Genomic DNA, 5,074 nt, shown 5'->3' with positions numbered 1-5,074 from the left:
TATGGACATCGCTGGGTCGGGGGATATATGTCTTTAGTCATGTAGATCTGGGTAGGCGATTGCCAGCCGGCAGTACTCGGTCATTGCGGGGTGGCGCGACTCAGCTCGGAACGGGCTGGCGCGCCGTGATTGCCCGGAGTGCGATCTCGAATGCTGCATGTGTGTCGCCGGTTTCGGCGAGAAGGTCCGACCAGCGTCGGTACCCAGATTCCTCCCAGGGTTCGAAGCCCCAGGCAGCCCGAGACTGCCCTGGCGCGTCGCGCGAGTTGGCTCTGTCGTCAGCGTTACACACGGCGCGTCGCCGCTGATGACGACGGCGGAGGGCTCGCTCCTTAGGCTGGCGACATGATTCCTGGCGATGTCCACATCCGACAGATGCTCGAGCAACACCATCGCGCCTCCCTCTTACCCACGTCATCAGTGCCGTCTTGGCAGCTTCGCGAAAGCCGATTGCGCTCGATCTCGGCACGAAGACGCGGTCGCCTGCGGATGTTCATAGTCCGGCTACGTCCCGCACACAGCGGTGCGTAGGAACAGCGCGATGCAGTACGGAGGCGGTGATGTTGCGGCCGAGCTGATCGAGAGGTTCGCCCGCACGTGCTGCAGGAAGGCGTCCTGACGGGGATACCGCCCGACACGACCGTCCCTGTAGGACGGTTTCCCCCAGCCGGGGGCCTGGAGGCTCGCCCGCCGGGAACATATGTTCGCATAGACAGATTACGTAGGCCGCCCGCGAACCGCTGTTCGAGGGCCGTCGTAATCGAGCGTCGGTCAGCGCGGACCGATACTCACCACCAGTCGGATCGCCGTGGCTTCGGGAAGCTGTCGCTTCCCCTTCGTCGGATGTTGGGCCACGACGGTGCCCGCCTGTCGCTTGGAGTGGACACGCTCGAGAGCGCCCATTGTGCATCTCGCGTTCGTGATTCGCGCCTTTGCCTCGGCCAGCTGAAGTCCGACGACGCGTGGGAGAACGCAGTGCGCCTCGAGAGGTACGTTGACGCGCATCGAGCCACGCCAGCTTCGTGCGCACAGGTAGTGCCCACCGGACACCGAGCACGACGAGTCCGAGGGCGTGTAGGTCTCGAAGAACTCGCGCACGTTGATCGTAATGGTGTGCCAGCCACCCGAAAGAGGTCGTGTCGTAAAAGTCGTCGCACCGTCGGACGCGCTCCTGACGGTCGCCCCATCGATGACGATCGAGTCGTTGGAGACGTTCGCGCTTTCGAGCGCCCACGCGATCGTCACCGAACGGTCGCGGTTCACAGTCGCCTTGCGGATTTCCACCCCATACGCGCCGCGTTGAGCGTTGGCGGCAAAGGGAACGATCAGTGCCGCCAGCACCGCCAGAATGAACAGTTGTCGCTGCATGGACGCCCTCCGCGTCGGATGCTCTGGTCGCTGGCGTGCGACCTCGGCTGACGTACAAACGCCATTCGCGAAACTGTCGGACGGCTCGTCAGGTGGGACGGCGCGATGCCTTGATCGTCGTCAAGGGTCGGCGACAGTCATTCGCACGCGCACCAACACTCCATATATCGCCTCCCCCGGGGGTCTTGCCACCTTTGCCGACGTGTCTTCTTGGGGAGAGGGGGAAGCAGTTACGGCCCGACCAGGTGTCGGGAACCATTCCCCATTACCGTCCGCCGCACCGACGGTTGCTCCCCCGTTTGCTCCCCTCTCCCCGTCTTGCCAGCCGAGTGTTCCACGCGAACCGTGGACAGTCAACCGTCCGTTTCACCGCGGTGCGTCGAGGGAGCATCCGCCCAGGCAGCGCTGCGGTTTCGCGCCCACGCGGATGCGCTACAACTGACACATGCGCCAACGGAGAGGCAACCCCGGCGGGTGCCCGTGCTCCTGAGCGGCGTTCCCGTCGACGAGCGGCTCGTCCGGCAGCTTGCGGCGATCATGGGCAAGCCGGTCGGGGCGAAGCTCGAGCAGGCGCTCCTCTTCCGCGCGAGCGTCGTCGCGCTGAGCCGGGACGAGAAGACGGCCGTGCTGTCGGCGCTGGAGAAGGCACCGGCAGGGCTCGAGGAGCTCCGCGAGCTCCTGCTTGCGGACGAGCGGTGGCGCTTCCGCGAGCGCCTCTGATCCTCGCGCGAGCGTCCTCTCGGCAGCGCCACCCGTTTGAGGCATGCGCGGTGGAAGGTCGCGCAGACAATGAGCCCGGAGGCGCGTTCCGACCGGCACCTGACGTCCATGCGTCCCGGGGTGGGCCAGGCCTTCGCCGGGACGTCCGTCGAGCCAGAGGTTCGCGCCTCCATCGAAGCCGGGTGACTCACGGAACGCTCACACACCCGGCGTAGGCTGCCGCCGATGCGTGCTCTCGCCCTCGCCGTCGTCGTCGCAGCGCTCGTCGCCGGGAGCGCGGTCGAGTCACCGGGAGGACGGGCGGCCCCGGCGCGCTCGGCGCCGTCCGCGGAGGTCTTCCGGGGCCTCGGGACGTGGGTCGACGTCTACGACACGACGCTCTACCGCACGCCGAACCTCGTCGCCTCGCGACTCGCGGCCCGGGGCGTGACGACCGCCTGGATCGAGACGGCGAACGACCGCTCGAAGACCGACGTGGTCGACCCGGCCCGGCTAGGCGGGGTCGTGGACGCCCTCCACGCGCGCGGGATCCTCGTCGTCGGCTGGTACCTGCCGGGGCACCAGAACCAGGCCCTCGACCTCCGGCGGACGCGGGCGCTGCTCTCGTTTCGGACGCCGCAGGGCGGAGCCTTCGACGGCGTCGCGCTCGACATCGAGGCGCTTCGGCTCAAGGACGTCGCGAAGCGGACCGCCCGAATGCTGGCGCTGCTGGCGACGCTCCGCTCCGAGGGAGGCTCGATGCCGGTCGCCGCGATCACGTACCCGCCGCGTGCGTTCGAGCGGCACCTGAGCTGGTGGCCCGGCTTCCCGTGGACGCAGATCGCGTCGCGTGTCGATGCGTTGGTGCCGATGCTGTACACGGGCGGCGGCTTCAAGGGCTACGACGCGACGTACGGCTACGTCGCCCGCTCGCTCCGGCTGCTCCGGGCCGCGGTCGGGACCGGCGTTCCCGTCCATGCGGCCGGCGGAGTCGCGAATCGCATGAGCTCCGAGGAGCTGAAGGCATTCACTGATGCGGTGCTCGACGACGGCACGGTGACCGGCTGGAGCCTCTACGACCTCCAGACGAGCACCCCCGCCGCCTGGGCGGCGATGGCGCGCCTGTCCGAGGCGCTCGGCTAGCCGGAGTTCGGCCAGGCCGCGCGGAGACGCTCGCGGGTCTCGAGGAGGTGCTCCGGGACGACCTTGATGTCCGCCAGCACCGGCATGAAGTTCGTGTCGCCCGCCCAGCGCGGGACGACGTGCTCGTGGAGGTGGCCCGAGATCGACCCGCCCGCGACCTGCCCGAGGTTCCAGCCGACGTTGAACGCGTCGGGTCGGTAGACGCGGCGCAGAGCCTCGAGCGAGCGGGTCGTGAGGACGTGGATCTCCGCCGCCTCGGCCGTCGTGAGCGCGTCGAGCTCGCCGACGTGACGCAGCGTCGCGACCATCACGTGCCCCGAGGAGTACGGGAACTTGTTCAGCAACACGAACGCGTGCTCGCCGCGCGCGACGACGAGGCTGTCCTCGCCGCGCTCGTCCGCCGCTTCGGCACAGAAGACGCACGTCTCCTGGTTCCCGGCCTCCCCGATGTACGCGAGGCGCCAGGGCGCCCAGAGCGGCCGGGTCACTCCTGGATCCTCGCCGCGGCCATCGCGCCCGGAAGTTGTCCGTGCGCGAGCTCGTTCCGGACGCGCGCGCGACTCTCGGCGAACCGCGTCACCTCGTACACGATCAGCAGGCAGAGGACCGCGAGAACGAGGGCGAGTGTGGCGATCGCGGGGACCGCGAGCGCGACGGGGTACAGCAGGAGGCTTGCGAGCGCCGCGAGCAACCGCTGGCGGCTGAGCGAGTGCACCTGGCGCCAGCGGAACGCGACATGGCCGAGGAGGTAGACGGCGACGCCTCCGACCAGGGCGGCAGCCGGCACGGAGTCGAGGGGGTCGCCGACGTGCTCGATCGTCTTCTTGAGCCCGAACGCCGCCAGCACGATCCCCGCGACGAGCGGGAAGTGGATGATCGAGTAGGAGTCGCGCGCAAGCTCGTTCTGCTCCCTGCCCGGCGTCGCCTGCGAGAGTCGTTTCTGGCCGAGCCACGCGATGACGTCGAAGTAGAGCCACCAGAACGCCGCCGCGAGCGCCACGCCGAGAACGGACGCCGCGATCACGCCGCCGTCCACGATCTCGTTCGCGCCGACGCCGATCGCGACGATCGACTCTCCGAGGGCGATGATCACGATCAGCCCGTACCGCTCCGCGAAGTGGGAGGGCATCAGCTTCCAGCCCTCGGCGAAGAAGAGGAACGGGATGCCGACGTCGAGGGCGATCGCGGCGGCCCAGAGCGCGCCCTGCGCGACGCCGTCGGTGAAGGACGCCGCCGCGAGGAGCGTGACGCCGGTCGCGGTGCTCCCTGCGAGCCCCGTCACGGACCGGCGCAGTCCCGGATCGTCGCGGCTCGCGATCGTGAAGAGCCAGATATGCGCGAGGCGGACGAGCCCGTACGCGCACGCGAAGACGAGTGCGTCGTCCCCGAACGCGTGCGGCACGGCGAGCGCGGCGACGAGGAACGCGGCCATCGCCGCGAACATCGCGATCCGCACCGCGCCCTCCTCGGGATCGACGACGCTCGTCAACCACGCATAGCCGCCCCACGACCACCACAGCACGACCAGCACGAACAGCGCCTGGAGGAGCCCCTCCCAGGTCGGCGTCTCCGCCATGAGCGCGGTGCACTGGGTCAACGCGAGCACGAACACGAGGTCGAAGAAGAGCTCGAGCGTCGTGACGCGCTCCTCCTCGCGCCTCACTGCGGTGAGCCGCCGCGTGCGAGCCTGCGCCTCCACGGCTCGATCCTCGCACAGCGTATGCTCGGCCGGCTGCGGCGCCGACCCGGAGGGTGGACGTCTGCCGTACCCGTTCGTCGAGAGCCCGAACAAGACGCCCGCGACAGGACGCGCGATCGACGTCGTGGTGATGCACACGATGGAGATCGCCGAGCGGCCCGACGC

The 5,074-nt window shown here is 69.0% G+C and carries 6 protein-coding genes; 3 read left to right on the top strand and 3 right to left on the bottom strand.

From position 1 onward, the window contains the following. Window positions 1-771: 771 nt before the first annotated feature. Window positions 772-1,368 carry a PASTA domain-containing protein gene (locus VNM44_RS02150; RefSeq protein ID WP_325622098.1) on the bottom strand — a complete coding sequence of 199 codons (597 nt, stop codon included), beginning with the start codon at window positions 1,366-1,368 and terminating at the stop codon, window positions 772-774. Between the two features lie 474 nt (window positions 1,369-1,842). On the opposite strand from VNM44_RS02150, the gene VNM44_RS02145 reads away from it, so the two are divergent. Beyond that, window positions 1,843-2,088, top strand: a complete 246-nt coding sequence (locus VNM44_RS02145) for a hypothetical protein (protein WP_325622096.1) — start codon at window positions 1,843-1,845, stop codon at window positions 2,086-2,088. Between the two features lie 225 nt (window positions 2,089-2,313). Continuing rightward, a complete protein-coding gene (locus VNM44_RS02140) occupies window positions 2,314-3,210 on the top strand; it encodes a hypothetical protein (RefSeq protein WP_325622094.1) in 897 nt (298 codons plus the stop codon). Here VNM44_RS02140 and VNM44_RS02135 read toward each other — a convergent pair. Together VNM44_RS02135 and VNM44_RS02130 are read right to left on the bottom strand one after the other, a co-directional pair. Further along, entirely contained in the window at window positions 3,207-3,698 is a 492-nt protein-coding gene (locus VNM44_RS02135; RefSeq protein ID WP_325622092.1) for an HIT domain-containing protein, read from the bottom strand. The two genes, VNM44_RS02140 and VNM44_RS02135, sit on opposite strands and share 4 nt — an antisense overlap. Continuing rightward, entirely contained in the window at window positions 3,695-4,909 is a 1,215-nt protein-coding gene (locus VNM44_RS02130) for a low temperature requirement protein A (RefSeq protein ID WP_325622090.1), read from the bottom strand. Before VNM44_RS02130 ends, VNM44_RS02135 begins: the two co-directional genes overlap by 4 nt. Between VNM44_RS02130 and VNM44_RS02125 the strand changes: the two genes are divergently transcribed. Further along, window positions 4,890-5,074: hypothetical protein (locus VNM44_RS02125; RefSeq protein ID WP_325622088.1), on the top strand; the 185-nt coding region annotated here is incomplete at its 3' end. The genes VNM44_RS02130 and VNM44_RS02125 overlap by 20 nt on opposite strands.

The organism is Gaiella sp., from assembly GCF_035558935.1.
GTDB lineage: Bacteria > Actinomycetota > Thermoleophilia > Gaiellales > Gaiellaceae > Gaiella.
This window is presented reverse-complemented; position numbering and strand designations above follow the sequence as displayed.

Excerpts from the sequence above, each read along its gene's own strand:
- VNM44_RS02150 (WP_325622098.1), bottom strand. The coding sequence starts at position 1,368 with ATGCAGCGACAACTGTTCATTCTGGCGGTGCTGGCGGCACTGATCGTT.
- VNM44_RS02140 (WP_325622094.1), top strand. The coding sequence starts at position 2,314 with ATGCGTGCTCTCGCCCTCGCCGTCGTCGTCGCAGCGCTCGTCGCCGGG.